Consider the following 19,187-nt stretch of genomic DNA (forward strand, 5'->3'; position numbering starts at 1 on the left):
AGCCTTGACCAGGCATCGAGCGAGATTCTGGGAAAAGACAAAAAAAGATATTGAGGTCCTCACGAGAAAAAATATATCGATTGTCTGAGATTTTTTGGTTGGCCAACCGTGGCGCAGCGATCAGGTCTTGACCAGATTTCAGTTCTTTAAGTTGGAAGTAAAATCACACTGTTCTTAGAAAGCACAATGTAGTCAGCGGTGGGGGGAGCCCGTTGCGGATCAATCAGGCCATGCTTATCCCCCCGACCACATTTGGGGTAGTCGGCAAGGACTGTCTGAATCCCAATTTTTTGCGCGTCTTTTTGCGCAAAAAATGGTTGAGTTTCGCAGCCGCCAAATGTGGTCGGGGGGATATGGCCGATCCGCAATGGGCTCCCCCCATCGCTGACGGGCAGTCCACTCATATCTCAAACAAGCAATTCTATAAAATCAGCACCGCGCCCATATCGATTCCCACTGCAAATATGGGTGTCTACGTAAGGGTCCATTTCTATTAAATCAGCACCGCGAACCATATTGGTTCCTATTACAGATGTGGGTGTCCATGTAAGAGCTGGTGTCCATGTAAGAGCTCGGTTTCCATGTAAGAGCTCGCCGTGGCGTACCGATCAGGTCTTGACCAGATCACAATTTCTTAAGCTGGAAATGACTTTACACTGCTGTTAGATACCACAATGTAGTCAGCGGTGGGGGGAGCCCGTTGCGGATCAATCAGGCCATGCTTATCCCCCCGACCACATTTGGGGTAGTCGGCGAGGACTGTTCGAATCCCAATTTTTTGCGCGTCTTTTTGCGCAAAAAATGGTTGAGTTTCACAGCCGCCAAATGTGGTCGGGGGGATATGGCCGATCCGCAATGGGCTCCCCCCACCGATGACGGGCAGTCCACTCAAATCTCGAATGTGCACTACTATAAAGTCAGCACCGCTCCCCATATCAGTTCCCGCTACAAGTGCGGGTGTCCATATAAGAGGACATACTTGGATGATATTGTGAACGACAACGCATATAGGCATGGGTATGATGAAGTACCCGACGAACGCGGCTCTCCTTGGGGCATTGTGCTTGTGCCATAATCCTTAAACCATAGTCCTTGTGGTTAAGGCCCGAAAGTGCCACACGCCAAACCAAATTATTTGCTATACCAACAATATGAAACCTAAAACCCTTGCTCTTCCCGGTCTCCTGTCTACAGCGCTGCTCGCTGTCGGCCTATTTACAGTGGCGCAATTTGCCAGCGCCAAACCCAGCGTGCTGAATCCGCCGCCGCCCAGCAGTATCGCTGAAGCGCGCAAGATCGTTGCCGCCATGCGCGCCAATCCGCGCGGCCCCTATGACTCCATCCGCTGGTTTTGCAATGACGGCTCCATCCTGCCCGCCAGACCCTACGGTTGTGCCGAACTCGGCGGTGGCAAACAGCACGCCCTGTTCTCCGCCCAGCGCGAGCGACTGGCGCAACTGGGCTGGCGAGTGGGCACTATTTTCGCTTCCTTCGATGAACTGGCCCCGGAAAGCATCGCTGTAGCCAGGCCCCACTTGCGCCTGCGCGAACTGCCGCTGGAGCGCTATCTGGTTGATATCGATGACGGCTGGGTATTGCACAAGGCGCGGGGGTATCGCGGTCGCGTGCAGATCGAGGACGAGCAGCGGGCCGGGCTGGAAATACTGCTCAACCTGCTCAAGCAGAACGACTGGAAAAGTGAGCACTTTATCCTCGCGCGGGAGCTGACCAGAACCATTCCCCACAACCAGGACTCCGTCGACCCGACGCGTAATATCCGCCGCCAGTCGCAATTACTGGCGGAACTGGAGCGATCCTTCGAGCCGCTGCGCGCCGAGATTCACGGCCACCCCACCAGGGCCACGGCCAAGCGCATCCGCCTGTGGATGAGTGAAAAATCCGACTCCAGTGCCCAGATTATGGGCCTGGCGGAGGAGCTGGCCGTGGAGATGGAAGACCTGTACAGCGTCAAGGGCAGTGCCCGGCGTCTGCAGACCCTGGCCGATACCCTGCGCAAACACGACCCGGGGGTTTCCGAGACCATCACCGCAGCCTCGCAAACCGGTAACAGTGTCCAGCGCCTGTCGCTCTTGGCCGAGGCCGTCACCGCCCTGCGCAGTGCCATACAGGCATCCGACAGTGCCAGAATCAACCTGCGGCGCCTCAACCTGATGACCGAGCTGGAGGCTGAACTGCTGGCGGTCAGCCGCGTCGCCGCGGCACCGGTTACCCGCGGGGACGCGTTGCGGCGCGCTGCCCAATTGTTACAAGCTACCCGGGATTTGGGCTGGCTGTCCGACAACGAATTGCTGGCCCTGGTCGAGCCCCTCAACACCACCCTGAGCCAGGGCGACAACCTCGGGGCGGAAGACTACCGCAAACTGATTCGCCGCCTGCAACTGGCTCCTGCCTGGGCCCAGGCCAGCATCCGCCACACCTTTGCCGAGGCGCTGGCAGCCTACTCGGCGCTGGACCCGAGGGCGGCCCAGTTTGTCGACGACCTGCTGCGCGGCTCGGCGCTAATGCCGCTGGCGGAGGTGACCCATCGCCTGCTGCTCGACAGCGGCCGCATCACCGGTAAAACCTCATCCCTGTTCGGCCAGGCCCAGGAAAGCGTCTGGGGGCTGAATCCCGGCGTTGCCCAGGGCAAGCTGCGGGTGCTGGCTGTGGCAGAAGACCTGGATGGGCACAACTTTGATCCCGCCGATATCGTGGTGATACCCAATACCACCTCGAGCCTGTTCCCGGCCGCCGGCATCGTCACCATCGGTGAAGGCAACCCCCTGTCCCATATCCAGATTCTGGCCCGCAACCTGGGCATTCCCAATATCGTTATCGGCGAATCGCTGCTGCCACTGTTGCAGCAGCACGACGGTGCCAGGGTTGAACTGGCGGCGGCAGCCGACGGCCGTGTGCTGCTGCGCCTGGCCGCGCCCAGTGACACAAATCTGGAGCGGGCCGTCGCCCAGCAGCGGGACGCGGAAAAAGTACTGGCACCGGTACCGGACCTGCGCGTCAACAAGCCCCTGCCGCTGGCGCAGCTCAACGCCGGTCTCTCCGGTCGCGTGGTGGGCCCCAAGGCGGCCAATGTGGGCGAACTGGCACGGCTCTTTCCCGACCGCATTGCCCCGGCCGTCGCACTGCCGTTTGGGGTGTTTGCCGAACACACGGGCGGCGCTGCTACGTCGCCGCGCCTGCGAGTAAAACAGGCCTTCGCCAGATTTGATAGCGGCAGCCTGAGCGAGGCCGAGTTCCTGGCAGAACTGGACAAGGCCCGGGCCGAGACCGCCGCCATAACCCTGCAACCGACCACCCGGCAGCAGCTGGCTGAGGCGATGGAAAAGGAATTCGGTTCTGCCGGCGGGGTCGGTGTGTTCGTGCGTTCCGACACCAATATGGAGGACTTGCCGCAATTTACCGGGGCCGGACTGAACGAAACCGTTCCCAATGTCATCGGCTTTGAGCAGCAGATGGCGGCCATCAGCCAGGTGTGGTCGTCGGTGTATTCCCGTCGCGCCATGGCCTGGCGCTCGCGCATCTTGAAAAACCCGGACGATGTGTTCTCGTCGGTGTTATTGATGCAAAGCGTGCCCTCGGATAAGTCTGGCGTGCTGGTCACCACCGACTTAACCAATGACGGCGGTTCCGGATTTACCGTGTCCCTGTCCTGGGGCATCGGCGGGGCGGTGGATAACGAGAGCGCCGCCTCCTACCTGCTCAAAGCGGATGGCCAGGACCTGCTGCTGGCCGAAGCCAAAGCGCCCTATCAGCGTTACCTGAAAGCGGAAGGTGGTGTGGGCTGGCGCGCGGCTGCCAGCGGCGGCATTCTCAACCCGCAAGAAACGGCAGAGCTGCGCGCCCTGGCCCGGGAAGTGATCGACAAATACCCACCGAGCTACGACGCTGAAGGACAAGCCCTGCCCTGGGACATTGAATTCGCTTTCGCCGGGGGCAAGTTGATGCTGCTGCAGATCCGACCGCTGGTGCAGCGCGGGGCGCAAGCCGCCGACAAGATTGTCTCCGCCATTATTCCGCAGCGCAGCCCCGACGGTATATTGCGACTGTCGGACAAGCTGGCGGAATAGGTTGCTGCGCTGGCCGACAGTCAGTCCTCTACAATAACCGGGGCACCGCGATAATCAGGGCACCACATTAACCAGGGCACTTCAATGAAAAATACCACCGCATTCCGCTTTTCTGCCAGGGCCAGTGTGGCCGCATTGGCTCTCGGCACAGCCCTGTTTTACGCCCAGCCGGGCACCACCTACCCGCTGGATGCCGACACCGCGGGCATCAGCCGGCTGCAAGGCCACAAACCGGAAGTTGCCGCCAAAGGCGGCGTGCGACAACCGCCGGGAGCACTGCTCTCCAGCGCCGACATTCAGCTGCACTTGCAGGGCACCGCCGGGGCAGACTGGGATATCCGCGATGGCAACCGCTCGCCGCAGTTGCAGCGGGCCCTCGAAGCCATGTTTAAAGAGCGCGACCCGTCCTATGGTGTGGTGGTGGTCGACATCACCGATCCGGAGGCCATTGCCTGGGCTGCGGTGCGGGAAAACTTCTCCCAGATGCCCGGCAGCGTCGGCAAGATCCTCACCATGCTGGGCTTCTTATCCGAGCTGGCGCGGGCGTTTCCCGAGCCCGATGAGCGCCGCCGGCTGTTGCGGGAACACACGGTAGTCGCCGGCGAGTGGGTCAAGTGGGATGAGCACAAGGTGCCGCGCTATGACGCCGAGAGCAACACCATTCACAAGGCCAGTATCGCTCCCGGCGACCGCTTTACCCTGGCCGAATGGATCGATCATATGGTCGCAGCCTCCGCCAATTCCGCCGCCGCCACGGTCTGGAAGGAAACAGTGCTGCTGCGCCATTTTGGCAGCGACTACCCGCCATCCGCGGAGCAGGAAGAACAATTTTTCCGCGACACACCGCGCAACAAGCTGTGGCAACTGGCCTCGCAAGCCGTCAGCGAGCCCATGCTGGCCGCCGGCCTCGACCCCGACCGGTTTTGGGTCGGCAGCTTCTGGACCCGCAGCGCCAAGAACCTGATCCCCGGCAACGGCAACAGTCGCGCCACACCAGTGGCCATGGCCCGCTACCTGCTGCGGCTGGAACAGGGTCGACTGGTGGATGAGTGGACCAGCGTGGAGATCAAGAAATACCTCTACACCACCTCGCGCCGCTACCGCTATGTCTACCCAGGGGAGCTGCGCAATGCCGCGGTGTTTTTCAAGAGCGGTTCGTTCTATAAATGCCGGCCGGAGCCCGGCTTTGCCTGCGCCAAGTACGCCGGCAACGTCGACAACCTGATGAACTCCATCGCCATTGTCGAATCCCCTGCCCAGGCGGGGGAACAGCAAAAACGTTACATCGTCGCCCTGATGTCCAATGTACTGCGCAAGAACTCCGCCTGGGACCACGCCCGCATTGGCGCCGCGGTTGAGGCCATGATCCAGACCCGGGCCGCCGCCACCATTGTCGAAGAAGGCAGCGCCGAAGCCATCCGCGGCGCCGGCGGCCAGGACTAGTTCACGCCTGTGGCCGACTCTTGCCCCGGTCCAGGTCGACCGGGGCAACCCGGTCAACAGGCAGCGGCAAGCCCTCGCGGCCCTTTCCGTTGCTGCAACTGCCAGTTGTTGGCCCTACCCGTTGTTACCCCAGCCAGCTCCGAACTCGGCCAGTTGTTGGCCTTACCAATTGTTACCCAGCCAGTGGCCGGGCCTACCCAATATTTATCCGGCCATTTGTTGCCACTGCCAGTTGATAGCTTAGCCCGATGATAGCTGAGCCCGATGATAGCTTAGCCCGTTGATAGCTTAGCCCGTTGCTAGCTTAGCCGGTTGGTAGACCAGCCGGTTATTGGCGCCCGGCCAACTATTGGCGCCGTTTGCGTTTGCCAGACAATTCCTGACATCACTTGGCACCTCCGCCTGAGCCAAGCGCCATAAAAATTCGTCCCGAACCTATTGCCACCGGTGGCACAATAACATAAACTGCTCTGCAACGTTAAACCATCAGGGTCCTCGAACTGCTATGAACAAACCACTCAACCTGCACCCCGACCGGCTGTTTCCCGCCAACCAGGAAACCCGTGCCATTGCCCGCCGCCTCTACGCCCAGGTAAAAGACCTGCCCATTGTCAGCCCCCACGGTCACACCGACCCGGCCTGGTTTGCCGACAACCAGCCCTTCAGTGATGCCACCGAGCTGCTGATCAAGCCCGATCACTATGTGTTTCGCATGCTCTACAGCCAGGGCATCAGCCTGGAAACCCTCGGCATTCGCCCCGTGGACCAGCGCGATGTGGCCACCGACAACCGCAAGATCTGGCACCTGCTGGCCGCCAACTATCACCTGTTCCGCGGCACACCGTCGCGCATGTGGCTCGACCATGTGTTCAGCAGCGTGTTCGGTTTCGAGGTTGCCCTGAGCAGCGCTACCGCCGACCACTATTACGACCGCATCAACGAGCAGTTGGCCCGCCCGGAGTTCCTGCCGCGCAACCTGTTTGAGCGCTTTAATATCGAGTGCATCGCCACCACCGAATCGCCGCTGGATGACCTGCGCCACCACCGGGCCATTCGCGCCAGCGGCTGGCAGGGCAAAGTGATCACCGCCTACCGCCCCGACAATGTGGTAGACCCCGAATTCGAGGGCTTCCGGGATAACCTGCAGCGTTTTGCCGAAATCAGCGCTGTCGATGTATCCACCTGGGCCGGTTACCTGGACGCCCACCGCGCGCGCCGGCGCTACTTCCAGGAGCTGGGCGCCACCTCCACCGACCACGGACACCCCAGCGCCTGTACCGCCAACCTCAGCCCGGCCGAGTGCGAGGCCCTCTATCAAAAGGCACGCAACGGGCAGTGCAGCGCCGCCGAGGCAGAAACCTTCCGCGGCCAGGTACTGACCGAAATGGCCGGCATGAGCATAGACGATGGCCTGGTGATGCAGATCCACCCGGGCAGCTTTCGCAACCACAACGAGTATGTGTTCCAGCACTTTGGCCGCGACAAGGGGGCCGACATTCCCAGCCAGACCGAGTACGTGCGCTCGCTCAAACCGCTGCTGGACAAGCACGGCACCAATCCGCGCCTGAGCATCATCCTCTTTACCCTGGATGAAACCGTCTACAGCCGCGAACTGGCACCGCTGGCCGGCCACTACCCGAGCCTGAAACTGGGCCCTTCCTGGTGGTTCCACGACAGCCCCGAAGGGATGCGCCGCTTCCGCCAGCAGACCACGGAAACGGCCGGTTTCTACAACACCGTCGGCTTTAACGACGACACCCGCGCGTTCCTTTCCATTCCGGCCCGCCACGATGTGGCCCGACGTATGGATTGCGGATTCCTGGCCGAGCTGGTGAGCGATCACCGCATCGATGAAAACGAAGCGGAAGAGCTGGCGGCAGACCTGACCTACAACCTGGTCAAGGCGGCTTACAAGCTTTAGTCGTCCCAGGTTTTAGTCATCTTAGGTTTTCCTAATTACCACCTAAGCTAAGCATCGTGCAGCCGGCACTATGTTAGGTCTGGCTTCGGGGGCTTGCTTTCAAGACCCTCGACAGCAGGGATGCTGTCGTGGAGCCTCCATGGATGGAACCTCGGCGAGTCTTGAAAGCAAGCCCCTGGAGCCAGGCCGGGAGCAAAGCTGCTGTCCCAAGGGCTACAGGGTATATGTTTGCTATCGCCGATAGCTGGCTTATTCATAGTCGTAATTAGGTAGGTTTTAGTCGTCACAAGCTTTACCAGCTTGCATAAAAGTGCACTTGCCACCGTCAACCAGCAGCAGTCGGTTGACAGTGGCCTGAGGATAATTAAACCATGCACCAATTGTTGCGTACCTTCCTGAGTTGCAGCCTGAGCTGCAGCCTGAGCGCGGCGCTCAGCGCCGCCCCCACCGAACACCAGCTGATGGCGACAATGGCCGATGAACTGCCCGAGTACACCATCGCCCGGGAGTTCGACAAATATCGGGCTCAATACCCCTTTATTCGCCCCATCGCCAGCAGCCCGTCGGACGCCTTTAGCAGCCACCCGAACCTGGTGTATCGCCGTCTCGGCCAGCGCGCCCTGCGGCTGGACCTGTTTCAGCCGCATGCAACGCCCACGCTGGCTCCGGCGGTGGTGCTGGTGCATGGCGGTGGCTGGCGCAGCGGTGATCGCTCCCACCAGGTACCCATGGCCCAGGCGCTGGCGACGGCGGGCTTTGTCGGCGTGGCGGTAGAATACCGGCTGTCCCGCGAGGCACTCTACCCGGCCGGGCTGGACGACATTCAGGCGGCGATCCGCTGGTTGCGCCAGCACAGCCAGCAGTACGGCATAGACCCGACCAGGATTGCCGTGCTCGGCGCCTCCTCCGGGGCCCATATGGCCACCCTGCTCGGCAGCCGTGGCCACCTGCCCGAACAACAGCACAATGGCCAGCACAAAGACAGCCAGGTACAGGCCATTATCAATCTCGATGGGGTCGTCGATCTCGCCTCAGCGGAGGCGCGGGTCTTTGAAGACAAGCCCGGCAAAGTATCCTACGCCGGCCTCTGGCTCGGCGGCCGCTATGCCGAGCAGCCCGCCCGCTGGCACGAGGCCTCGCCCTCGCGCTATGCGGGCCCACAGACCCCACCCACCCTGTTTATCAACTCGGCCCAGCCGCGCTTTCACGTCGGCCGCGACCAGTTTGTGGCAACCCTGGCACAACACGGCATCTACACGGAAGTTCACACCCTGGCGGACACACCGCACACCTTCTGGCTCTTTCACCCCTGGTTCGATAATACCCGCGACCTGGTGGTCGGCTTTCTCAATCGGGTCTTTCGCGGGCAGCCCCAACTGCAGGGTTACCGCGGTGAGAGTTTCAGTGAGGAGCGTATCGAGGCGCTGGCGCCCGGGCAGCGTCAACAGTGGCGCGACTACCTGCACAACAGCCGTCGCATCCAGGCCCAGGATGCCGCCCGGCTGGCTGCGGAAGTGATCGCGCAGGGGCGCAGCGCTGCCCTGGATGCTCCCATACTGGATAAGCACAACCCCTACCAGTACGACCCTGAGCAATGCACAGTTGAACAATCAAGTCCTGGGCCATCCAACTCTGGGCAATCCAACCCGAAGCTATCCCACCCTGACCGAGCAAACCGGGAACAGACTCACTGCCGCAGTGCGCGAACAGGCTGGCTTGACCAGCGCGTCGTCGCCAATATCCTCAGCTGGCAGACCCCCAGCGGCGGCTGGTCCAAGGGTACCGACATCTACAGCCAAACACGCCAGCCGGGGCAACACTATGGCGTGGAAACCCATTACGTGCCGACCTTCGACAACAACGCCACCTTTACCCAGATTCGGCTGCTGGCGGAGGCCTACCGGGACACCCCCACTGCGGCAGTGGCCCAAGGCCTGCAGCGCGCGCTGCAACTGCTGCTCGACGCCCAGTTTCCCAACGGCGGCTGGCCGCAGACCTTTCCCCTCGCCGGCAGCTATCACGACTGGACGACCTACAACGATGGCGTCATCGCCAATATGCTGAATCTGTACCAGGATATCCTCGCCGACCCGGACCGCTTCGCCGCCGACGACCAACTGCAAGCCCGGGTGCGAGCCAGCCTCGAGGCCGGGGTTGAGAATGTGCTGGCCGACCAGCGCACGGTGTCCGCCGACAGCGCAGGTTGGGGCCAGCAACACGACCCCCTCACACACCAATTACGCCCCGCGCGCGCCTTTGAGATGGCCGCGCTGGCGACCATGGAAAGCGCCGACTTGTTGCGCGCGCTGATGCGCATCGAGCAGCCCTCCGACGCCCTGCAAACCGCCATCCGCCGCGGCATCCTCTGGCTGCAACAAACCCGGCTCGACGGCCGGCGCTGGCAGCGCTACCCCGACCGGGCCAGCAGCCTGGTTGCCGACCCCGGCGCGGCGCCACTCTGGCCGCGCATGATCGACGCCACCAGCGGTGCGGCCCTGTTTGGTGATCGCGACGGCAGTATTCACACCCAGGTGGGTGCAATCTCTATTGAGCGGCAGCTGGAATACGCCTGGTATCACAGCAGCCCGGCCAAAGCGCTGGACGACTACAGCCGCTGGCAGGCAAACAACAGTCGTTAGGCAAGGCGTTAACGAATCTCCTGGAACTGGCGCATCCAGGGTTGCAGCTTCTCGAACTTGCGCAGCTCGGCAATCGCCTCGCGGGAATTGGCGTAGCTGCCGTAAAGCACTACATAGCGAATCTGACCTTCGAGGCGGCGGGGATAAACATGCGCTTTCGCCCCCGCGTCGTGCTTGCGAATAAATTCATCCGCCGCTGCCCGGCTGCCGAACGCCGCCAATTGCAGGGTGAGGTGATTGCCCGGCTGTTCCCGCACCCAGGCGACGTCGCTGTCCCCCGGCCCTGGCGCCACTTTGCTCTGCCCCAGGCAAACGCCCACATTCAGCGCATTGCCCGCTTCTACCTGCTGGTACTTGTCCCAAAAGTCGCGGTCGATTCTGCGCGCCAGGGTCGACACATTGTTGCGCCGGTAGCGTGCCACCTGGCTCGGGCCACCGTTGTAAGCCGAGTAGGTCGCGCGGGCGAGATTGGGCAGGCCGCCCGGTTGATTGTGCTCATCCCGGCGCAGGGCGTGATTCACCATATAATTGAGCAGGATTTCAGTGCCGGCGTTGGCGTTGTACTCGATGTCCCAGCGCAGTTTCTGCAGGTCGTAAATACCGCGCCATACGTGTTCACTGACTTGCATCAGGCCAATGGCGTTGGCGCTGGAGCGCAGCGGCTCGATGCGCTGGTTAACCACCACATATTGACGCCAACAGCTCTCCTGCCAGGCCGTGGCCTGCACCAGGTGCGTGAACAGCGCCCGCTGGTTCTGCGCCAGTGGATGCTTTGCCACCACCCTTTTGCTGGTCTCCTGCAACAGGCTGGCCACCAGCGGCAAATAAGCATCGAGCTCGCGAACGGTGGGCACCCATTGGTTGAGGCTGACCGCTGACTCGGCGGCTTCGGCCATCGGAAACAGGGAAAAATTAAACCGCCAGGACAGGGGTACCGGTTCAGTCAACTGCAACTGCTCCTGCCACAATTGCTGCAATTGCGGATCGACACCCTCGCCATAACGCAACAGCTCCTCGCCGGATTCGGCATTGATCATACGCGCCAGGCGTCGCAAGCCGGCGGTAGAAATATCCAGCCCGACTGCGGGGCCCAGGTGATCGATCGCTCGCAGTGCGTCGGTGGCGGTCAACACACTCAGCCAGAGCCAATCCCCCTCATCGGGGTTCTCCATGCTGATGCGCCGGATGACGGGACTGAGCAGTTGCCAGCTGTCGATAAACCAATAGCGCACGGCATCCTCGGCGTGGCCATCACCCTCGGCAAGGGCCTCGCGCAGGCGATAACGACTGTCCAGCAACACTTCCAGCAGCGCCGCCCGCAATGGTAATAAATGAGTGGCCGAGGCATAGTGCTTGACCGCGCTCACCAGTAACGCATCCATCATCTGCCAGCGATTTTCGAATTGCTCCAACTCCTCTGCACTGAGGGCTGCCACTGCCGCCTCGTCACCGGCTACAGGGGGCGGCGGTATTGCAGCTGCCGCGCCAGGCGCCGGCTCAGCGGCCAGCTCAATACCCAACTCGGATGCCATTTCCGCTTGCAGTTCCGGCGCCAACTCACGCGCTTCTGCGGCTGGCGACGGAGCCAGTTCCGCTGCCAGCTCCATCTGCTGTTCCGGTGATAACTCGGTCGCCCGCTGCTCGGGCACCTCGACCGCGAATTCAAGGGTCACGTTCAGGCTCTCGGGAGTAACCTGGATGCCACTCAGGCTGAGACTGTCGATGGTGGTCTGCAATTGTTGCGCCGTGTGCCGGGGCAGCACTTCCGGCAAAAAGGCGCCGAGCGCTTCAATCGAACGGGACAGGTCCAGCACAAACCCTTTAAACAATATCCGCAAACCCCGATTGGCAAGGTCCCACAGGGGGCCGGAAAACAGTTTCTCACCGTTATGGTCAATCAACCAGGTCTGCTGCGGGTGCAGGCGCACGGCACGACCACCGGGCTCCACCACCGGCGCCCCCTGCAAGCGCACGCGGCCCTGCCAGCGGATAATTTCCCGGCAATTGCCTAGCAGGGCAACGCCGATCCTGGCATTGGCGGCCGCGACAATCTCGAGGTTTTCGCCCTGGGGGCTCACAAAGGGGTTAGAGAGCAGGATCCGGCTACAGTCATGGGGGTCGTCGAGAATTTCCCGGCTGGAGTCTGCGCCGTTGAACAATTGTTTTACCAGCAGGTGCTGCAACAGCGGGAAGTCGAAATACAGGGGCACTTTGACGCTGACAACCTCGGCTCGGGCCGCCGGATTCAGCAGTGTAAGCAGCAGGGACAGCGCCGCAAGCGCCATCAGGAGCAACAGCTTGCGGCGCTTTATTGGCAAGAAAAAACGCGACATCGCGGCGGCGGTATCCTTATAACTATCGGATTTAGGCTAAGTATCAATGGGCGCCCCTCTGGTGGTGCGGCAGTTGCACCAGCACCAGTAGCATGCAGTCTATACCTGGTTTGATAAGCCTGCCCAGCCCCCTGTGGATAAGCAAGCTCGCGGAGATAGCAGGCATATATCTTGTAGCTCATCATGGGGGCTTGCTTTTAACCCGGCCTGGCTCCGGGAGCTTGCTTTCAAGACTCGCCGTGCCCAAAGCACTCGCTGCGCTCGCGGGGCAGGCTCAGCTTCCATCCATGCACCCAAAGCACTCGCTGCGCTCGCGGGGCGGGCTCGAGGCTCCACGACAGCATCCCTGCTGTCGAGGGTCTTGAAAACAATCCCCCGGAGCCAGACCTGCAATAGTGCCAGCTGCAAGATGTTTGGCTTCGGTGGTAAATAGGTAAGTCTATAAGGGTGGCCCAAAGTATGGGCCATTATGAGCTGCAATGTGGTGGCGCGACAACTATCGTTATACAGAAGAATCCGGGTTATAGAGAAATAGCAGGTCCTGGTCCATACCCTTGGGGTCGAGTGAGCGCTCAAAGATGAGTAAATTCTCGGTGCCGATGACGCAGTGCTCCACACCGGGGGTAAAATAAAACTTCTTGCCGGTTTGCAGCTCCTCGACCAGCAATGAGGCTTCGGTGCGCTCGCGCCTTAAGATCAGCCCCCGCCCTTCGATGACAAACAGGCTCTCCATCTTTTCGTCATGTTTCTCCAGCGCCAGGTAGTGGCCCTGGTTAATAACCAGATACTTTTCCACCAAAGGCTCGTCGCGCCGGGTGATCACCACTCCGCCCCAGGCGGTAGTCACTATCTCTTCAGCCGGGTTCGCCAGCGCAAGCCTGGCCGACATCTCTTGAAAACCATTGGCCGTTGCTCCGCGTCCATTGGGAAAATGCTGCTGCCAAAGTCTACAGGCCGCCTGGCAAAAGTCGTTGAAGCTTTGCGGCGAGTCAATGGCGGGCAGCGCGTGCAGATCAGCGGCAATTCCCGCCAGAGCGGGGTCTTCCTGCAACAGACTGTAATCCAGCTCAAATCGGATACCGCTGGCTTTTATCATAATGTCTCCTGCCCGGGCTCTGCGCAATTGCTGCAATATGAGCGCAAAGGGCCCCCATGGCTGCAAACTTTCGCTAACCGGAAAAATATAAAAAGTCAGATGTTCGGAAAATAAAAAGGGAGCTGGCTCTCGGCCATGCCCTCTTTGGAAGTATGAATCAGTGTTGTTGTTTGGCTGGTGATATTGATTGCCAAGCAGCGCCCACCCCGATCAATAGATTGAGGTGGGCGATACTATCCTGACATTAGAAGCGCTTGCCGACGCTCAGGGAGAATGTCCGTGGTAATAACACCCGCGCATTGAAGGTGGCAGTCTGGCCAGCTACCGTTTCCCCTGCACGCGGGTCACCCTCTGACAGGCCTTCCGAGTTGTTCAGGTTCTTCACGTCACCGCGGATATAGAAGCCACTATCGGTTTCCAGGGATGCACCCAGGTTCAACATGCCGTAACCAGGCAGCTCGGCGGTATTGGCGTCATCCGCATAGCGACGGCCGCTCCAGGTGTAGCTGGCGTTGATCGACGCGTAGCCCCAGGGAGTTTCTTCAAAATCGTAGCGCGTGGTGAGTTGACCGAAGTGCTCGGGTACCCGCACCGGAATCTTGCCGTTGATATCGACCGATCCCACATTGCCACTGCCATCGATAAACTCTGCTGCAGGGGTATCGACAAACTCCGGATCCTGGTAGGTCGCCGAGACGCCAACGTGCCAGCCACCAATGATATTGGCAGCGAGCTCCATCTCCAAGCCCAGGGTTTCGGTGCTGCGGAATGCATCGCGGTTGGTAATAACGCCGTTAACCACCGTGGGGACGTTGAACGACAGATCGTCGGCTGCAGCAAAGTAGGCGGTGACGAACGCAGAGATACCACCGTCGGAATACTTCACCCCGAGTTCGGCCATAACCGTTGAAGTGGGCTCGGTCAACGGACAGTTGGATGAGCGGAAATCCTGGATCGAACAGGCGTCCGGATCACGGGTCGGGTCACTTTCCGCTTTCAAGCCAGAGATTTGCATGTACTTGTCGACGTCGGGCATGCGGAAGCCCTTAGCGTAACGGCCAAACACGGCAACTGTATCGCTGACCTTGTAGTTGGCGGCCGCCGTCCAGGCAAACTCGCTGTACTCAAGATCGAAGCTGCGAAAACTGCCAGTGCCGAAGGGCAACTCAATATTGCCATTGACGGCATCGGTGTCACTGGCGAAGGAACTGATGGCGTAATCAGCGCCGTTTTCCACGTCGCCAGTGGCTTCCAGTTTTTCATAACGAGCGCCAAAGTTCAGGGTCAAATCACCCACTTCGTATTCAAAGTCGACGTAGGGTGCAAAGGTGCGCTCAGTGAAAGTGGCGTTGGCAAAGCCGTGGGAGCCCGCCTGGATACCGTTATAGGTACCACTGGCAATATCATTACCGGCTCCATCCATGTAGACAATATCCAGCCGCTGGGGCAAGCGCTCAATGGACTGCAAGGTATTGATCCGATAATCCGTGACATGGCCATTGAGATTGGAGAAAAACAGGCCAAAGGTGGTATACAGGCTGTCGTTAAAGGCGTTCTGGAATCTCAAGTCATTCTGGAAGTTATCCCCGTCAAAGCGGCGATGCCAGAAGCCGGCATCAATGCCCATACCATTGGTGTTCCAGCTGTCGACATTGGTATTGTCCGCCAGCGCGATACCGCTGCCTGCCTCGCGAATCTGGTAAGTCAGGTCACTACCGACCATAGCGCCGGCCAGAGCTGCACTGTTGTTGTCAAAAATATCCTGCGCCCGGCCCGACAGCAGGGAGGCATTACCCACATTGATGATACCGGTAAAAGTCGCGTACAGGTCGGTATAGCGGAACTGGTTCTTCACTGTCCAGTCGTTGCCAAAATCCCACTCGGTGGTGTTGCCAAAATACATAACATCGGCAAAGTTGCCGTCGGTGACATCGAGATTAATATCGCCGCTGGGGGTATTGTTCAGGTTGAGCGTACGGGCGTGCACGGAGTTACCGGTGGTTCCATCGCGAATATCCATACCGCCCGGAATGGTTTTCGGGTTCTTGGTTGAACCGGTCAGCGGCTGCGGGATAAAGAAGAAAGATTTATCGTTCTGGGCGTTGTACTCGAACTTGGTGAAGCCACTGCCGTCACGGAATTCGTATTTGACGTTGGCATCGATCTCTCCGCCCTGGTTGGCCACATAGCCCGGATCGCGACCGGAATCGTCCTGCCGCCACCAGCCGCCAATAGCATAAGTGGTCTGGTCATTAATGGGGCCACTTACCCAACCCTTAAAACCCAATCGATTGTTGCTGTTGGTTTCGAGTGTGATATCGCCCTCAACTTCATCACTGCCCTCGCGCGAGATAAAGTTGATATAGCCCGCCGGCGCACTGCCGGCATACACAGATGATGCACCGCCGCGAATCGCCTCGACGTTACCGATAAAGCTCGACACCCGGGTAAAGCGATCGGCCTGGGTAAACAGGATATCCTGGTCATAGAACACTGCCATGCCATTTTTGTGCAGCGCGGTAAACTCCATTTGGGTAGTTAGTGGAAAGCCGCGGGGCGCTATATTGTTACCGGTCTCACCACCGGTGTCCTCGGCGTGGAGGCCGGGAATACTGCGCACCAGTTCACCGACACTCATGGGCGCCAGGCGCTCCATGGATTCACTGTTAAAGGTTGTGGTGGCGTTGGTGGACTCGATTTTTTGCTTTGGTTTCGCGGTACCAATGGTGATCACCTCTTCCATGGACAGACCGCTGGACTGAATGTCTTGTGCCAGCGCGTTCATTGGCGCAGCAGCGAGCAGCGCTGAGGCACAGACCCAACTTGACATAGTGAAAGTCTTCATAGTGTTTCCTCGTTTCGGAGATTTCAGTTTATTTTTATCTACCTGGGCGCGATCCCGGGAAGCCGGTGAAAAGCTCACCCCTCAGGCCCTTCGTAGTACCTGAACTAGATACTTGCTGGTGATATTACGCAGCCAACTCATTTAAATCAACTTTTATTATTAATTGCTTTTTCACATAAAATTACGTTTATATTTCAATAGGTTATATATATTTATAGAGGATTTTCTTACGCCGTTGGCACTCGCGCACAGACCAAGACTGAAGCTGGAGTCACAGCTCAGCGGAATATTTCAACAATCGATATTTAAGCAGCAGCGGCCACCGCAGCCGCTGCAGACAGGCAGCTAACCGAACAACTGCTGCAGTCGCCGGCGCATAACGGCGGCATCCACGTCGGTGCCGGTCCAGTAGCGAATACTCAATACACCCTGGTTTACCAGCATCCCGAGGCCATCCAGGGTAGTACAACCGGCCGCCTCGGCATCTCGCAGCAGGCGAGTGAGTGGCGGATTGGGAATCACATCCGCCACTACCATGGATGGGCGCAACGACGAGACATCGACCGGCACCCGAGCTTTGACATCGGGGTGCAGGCCAATGGACGTGGCGTTAACCAGTATGTCAGTGGTCGCAGGCACAACCAGGTCCCCACACCACTCAAGCAAGGACGCGTCCGCCGCCGTGTGCTCCTGCAACAGGGCCACCAGGCCCTCTCCACGCCCAGAGTCACGATTGACTACACAGATACGGCTAACACCTGCGAGCGCGGCTTCGACAGCAATTGCGCGGGCCGCACCACCGGCGCCCAGCAATACCATGGATTTTCCGGCCGGGTCGATCTTCTCCTTCAATGATGCGAGAAAGCCACGCCCGTCGGTATTTTCGCCAATGTACTGGCCGTCGCGGCGGACGACGCAATTGACCGCGCCGATAATACGCGCCGACTCCCCGAGCCCGTCGAGGTATCGGATAACCTCGACTTTATTGGGGATGGAACAGTTAAAGCCCACCCACCCCATGGCCCGGGCGCCTTTTACAGCGTCCTCGAGTTGCGCCGGCGACACCTCGCAATTGATATATCGATAAGGCAAACCGCGCTGCTGATAAGCGGCCTCGATCATCTCGACCGTAGGGTTTTCAGCCGCCTTCATAGCGAATGAACCCGTCAATCCCGGTAAAAAATCCATGTTTTACTCCACTATTTTTTTGCCTTTCAACAACACAACTCTAAGCTGCAATAGCCCGTGGGCTACAGTGAATCAAGCCGCCTCTGCGGTATCCGCAAAGCGGGACTTGCTGGCAAGGTCAAACCACGCGTAGCCCGCCACCATCAGAAAACACAGGGCCGGCACAATATAAGAGAGAGCGGCACCGTAAGCATCAATCATGGCCCCGTGCACCAGCGGCATCAGTGCACCACCCAGAATCGCCATAACCAGGCCGGCGGCGCCAAATTTTGTGTCCTCACCCAAACCGTGCAAGGCAATGCCATAAATGGTCGGGAACATCAGTGACAAACAGGCTGAAATCGCAACCAGCGCCCAAACACCGGCAACATTGGGGCTGAGTGCCAGAAACAGGCTCAACGAAGCCGCCAACACCGCCATCACTCCCAGCAGTGCCGCGGGGCGTACAAACCCCATAACCCAGGTCATCAGGAAGCGCGAGATCAAAAATACTATCATGCTGTACTGCAAGTAGTTGCCTCCCGCTACTTCATCCACCCCCAGCGCCTCCATGACGTACTGAATGGTAAAGGTCCAGACACAGGTCTGGGCCGCCACGTTAAAGAACTGTGCAATGACCCCGTAACGATAGTGCGGATTAGCCAGCAAGCGACGCAGCGCGGCGCCAAAATGCAGCTCGTGACTACTCTCTTGCTGTTCGTGTTCGACAGGAGCTTTGGTATAGGCAATCGCTACCCAAAGCAGCGCTAATACACAGGCCATACCCACGTAGGGTGTCATAACCGCCGCCAACTCAGCGGCCTGGATCGAGCGCAGCTGCTCTGCCGCCATGGCGCCCCGCTCCAGCGCCGTCGCTGTATTGAGTTGCGGCAGGATAAGGGTGGCGGCGAGAAATACGCCGAGATTGGTGCCAACCGGATTAAACGCCTGGGCAAAGTTCAAACGCCGCGTGGCATTGACTTGCGGCCCCATATTCATCACATAGGGGTTAGCAGAGGTTTCCAGGATGGAAAGCCCTCCCGCCATAATAAACAAGGCAGCCAGGAAATAGCCATAGGTCATAAACTGACTGGCCGGGTAGAAGAGGAAAGCACCGATTATCGCGCACCCCAACCCGGTGAGAACCCCAACCTTGTAGGAATAGCGCTTGTTAATAAAGGCAGCGGGCAACGCCAGGCAAAAGTAGGCGCCGTAATAGCAGAACTGCACCAGCGCCGATTGCAGCGTGGACATGGTGAATATTTTACTAAACACCTTCACCAGCGGATCGGTCATATTGGCCGCCGTTCCCCAGGCCGCAAAGCAAACCGTCACGAGTATGAATGGGATCAACATGTCCCGATAGACCATGGGCGTATTACTTTTCATAGATTTCCCCTGTGTGGGTGTTTATTTTTTTAAGTTATAACTCTGCACAAACCGGGCAATTCACGCGGGAACTGATCGGTTTTGGAACATCTTTCAGTGTTGGCTTTGCAATCGATACCTTGCAATTGACACCTTGCAATTGACACTTTGCGCCTGCAGCGCTCGCGCCGGGACCTCAGGCGCCAGCAAGACATCCCCGCGGGGCACCTCGCTCGAATGGCGCTATAATTCCGGATACTTTATTTATTCGTTAGTTTATTTGACCCTGT

Annotated in this window: 9 protein-coding genes; 4 read left to right on the forward strand and 5 right to left on the reverse strand. The window is 59.2% G+C overall.

Going from position 1 to position 19,187, the window contains the following annotated elements:
• Positions 1 to 1,220 precede the first annotated feature (1,220 nt).
• From G8764_RS22905 to pelA, 4 genes are all read left to right on the forward strand, one after another.
• Positions 1,221 to 4,085: a PEP/pyruvate-binding domain-containing protein gene (locus G8764_RS22905; protein WP_166162702.1), complete on the forward strand. Its 2,865-nt coding sequence runs from the start codon at positions 1,221 to 1,223 to the stop codon at positions 4,083 to 4,085.
• Positions 4,086 to 4,169: 84 nt separating this feature from the next.
• Positions 4,170 to 5,528 carry a serine hydrolase gene (locus G8764_RS05665; protein ID WP_166162704.1) on the forward strand — a complete coding sequence of 453 codons (1,359 nt, stop codon included), beginning with the start codon at positions 4,170 to 4,172 and terminating at the stop codon, positions 5,526 to 5,528.
• A 505-nt stretch (positions 5,529 to 6,033) separates the two neighbouring features.
• The gene (gene uxaC / locus G8764_RS05670; protein ID WP_166162706.1) at positions 6,034 to 7,449 is read left to right on the forward strand and encodes a glucuronate isomerase; all 1,416 of its coding nucleotides are present in this window, start codon (positions 6,034 to 6,036) and stop codon (positions 7,447 to 7,449) included.
• A gap of 371 nt (positions 7,450 to 7,820) precedes the next feature.
• Positions 7,821 to 10,088 (forward strand): pectate lyase, encoded by a 2,268-nt coding sequence (gene pelA, locus G8764_RS05675; RefSeq protein ID WP_166162708.1) that lies wholly within the window; start codon positions 7,821 to 7,823, stop codon positions 10,086 to 10,088.
• Between the two features lie 8 nt (positions 10,089 to 10,096).
• On the opposite strand, the gene G8764_RS05680 is transcribed toward pelA, so the two are convergent.
• The 5 genes from G8764_RS05680 to fucP form a co-directional block, all read right to left on the reverse strand.
• Entirely contained in the window at positions 10,097 to 12,421 is a 2,325-nt protein-coding gene (locus tag G8764_RS05680) for an SPOR domain-containing protein (protein WP_166162710.1), read from the reverse strand.
• Positions 12,422 to 12,923: 502 nt separating this feature from the next.
• Positions 12,924 to 13,517, reverse strand: coding sequence for a cupin domain-containing protein (locus G8764_RS05685; protein ID WP_166162712.1), 594 nt, complete (start codon positions 13,515 to 13,517; stop codon positions 12,924 to 12,926).
• A 244-nt stretch (positions 13,518 to 13,761) separates the two neighbouring features.
• Positions 13,762 to 16,362 (reverse strand): TonB-dependent receptor, encoded by a 2,601-nt coding sequence (locus G8764_RS05690; protein ID WP_166162714.1) that lies wholly within the window; start codon positions 16,360 to 16,362, stop codon positions 13,762 to 13,764.
• Positions 16,363 to 16,707: 345 nt separating this feature from the next.
• Positions 16,708 to 17,550, reverse strand: a complete 843-nt coding sequence (gene aroE / locus G8764_RS05695) for a shikimate dehydrogenase (protein WP_166162716.1) — start codon at positions 17,548 to 17,550, stop codon at positions 16,708 to 16,710.
• Positions 17,551 to 17,622: 72 nt separating this feature from the next.
• A complete protein-coding gene (fucP, locus tag G8764_RS05700; RefSeq protein ID WP_166162718.1) occupies positions 17,623 to 18,918 on the reverse strand; it encodes an L-fucose:H+ symporter permease in 1,296 nt (431 codons plus the stop codon).
• Positions 18,919 to 19,187 lie beyond the last annotated feature (269 nt).

Origin of the sequence: Pseudomaricurvus alcaniphilus (genome assembly GCF_011440395.1) — a bacterium.
Taxonomy (GTDB): domain Bacteria; phylum Pseudomonadota; class Gammaproteobacteria; order Pseudomonadales; family Cellvibrionaceae; genus Pseudomaricurvus; species Pseudomaricurvus alcaniphilus.

Coding starts and splice junctions, on each gene's coding strand:
- G8764_RS05685 (WP_166162712.1), bottom strand. CDS start 13,517: ATGATAAAAGCCAGCGGTATCCGATTTGAGCTGGATTACAGTCTGTTG.
- aroE (WP_166162716.1), bottom strand. CDS start 17,550: ATGGATTTTTTACCGGGATTGACGGGTTCATTCGCTATGAAGGCGGCT.
- G8764_RS05680 (WP_166162710.1), bottom strand. CDS start 12,421: ATGTCGCGTTTTTTCTTGCCAATAAAGCGCCGCAAGCTGTTGCTCCTG.
- G8764_RS05690 (WP_166162714.1), bottom strand. CDS start 16,362: ATGAAGACTTTCACTATGTCAAGTTGGGTCTGTGCCTCAGCGCTGCTC.
- G8764_RS05665 (WP_166162704.1), top strand. CDS start 4,170: ATGAAAAATACCACCGCATTCCGCTTTTCTGCCAGGGCCAGTGTGGCC.
- uxaC (WP_166162706.1), top strand. CDS start 6,034: ATGAACAAACCACTCAACCTGCACCCCGACCGGCTGTTTCCCGCCAAC.
- pelA (WP_166162708.1), top strand. CDS start 7,821: ATGCACCAATTGTTGCGTACCTTCCTGAGTTGCAGCCTGAGCTGCAGC.
- fucP (WP_166162718.1), bottom strand. CDS start 18,918: ATGAAAAGTAATACGCCCATGGTCTATCGGGACATGTTGATCCCATTC.